General features: G+C 59.5%; 1 protein-coding gene. It reads left to right on the forward strand.

The window, feature by feature from the left end; genetic code table 11:
• Positions 1-30: 30 nt before the first annotated feature.
• Positions 31-807: IS1380 family transposase (locus ACOI1H_RS25900; RefSeq protein ID WP_422441221.1), on the forward strand; the 777-nt coding region annotated here is incomplete at its 3' end.

Raw genomic sequence — 807 nt, forward strand, 5'->3', positions numbered from 1 at the left:
ATCTTGAATTTCGAGGAGCCACCTCTCACCATGGACAGATCTACACGCTCTCACCCCCGTTTGTCACCCGTGAATGGCAAGCCGATCCTGCTTGGATTTGATGGCGCCGACATGAGCTCGGACGCCGGGCTGACCCTACTGCGCGAGATCGAGCGCAAAGCCGGTCTGGCCGGTCGTCTTGCGGCCTGCATGGCGGATCCGCGCGACCCGACCAAGGTTCAACACAGTCTGGACGACATCATCCGCTTCCGGATCATGATGATTGCCGCGGGCTATGAAGATGGCAATGACGCTGACAGCTTGCGGCATGATCCCAGCTTCAAGATCGCGCTGGAGCGTGATCCCGAAACCGGTGCGGCCCTGTGTTCGCAGCCCACGATCTCGCGCATGGAAAATCTGCCCGATATACGTGCGCTGATCCGGATGAGCAGGGAAATGGTCCGGTTCTACTGCCACGCATTTCCGCGCGCACCGGACCAGATCGTGCTCGATATCGATGACACATTCGACGCGGTGCATGGCCAGCAGCAGTTGCGTTTGTTCAATTCCTATTACGATGAGTATGGCTTCCAGCCCATCGTCGTCTTTGACGGGGACGGTCGTCTCGTCGGAGCGGTGTTGCGCCCGGCCCGGCGCCCCAAGGGCGCTGAGAGTGCAGCCCACATTCGCCGATTGATACGCCAGATCCGCAAACATTGGCCCAAGACGGAGATTCTGCTGCGCGCCGACAGTCACTATTGCACGCCACAGGTTCTGGATCTGTGTGACAGGCTTGGGCTGCGCTATGTCTTCGGTCTCTCCAAGAAC

The organism is Loktanella sp. DJP18 (assembly GCF_049310965.1).
In the GTDB taxonomy this organism is placed as follows: domain Bacteria; phylum Pseudomonadota; class Alphaproteobacteria; order Rhodobacterales; family Rhodobacteraceae; genus Loktanella.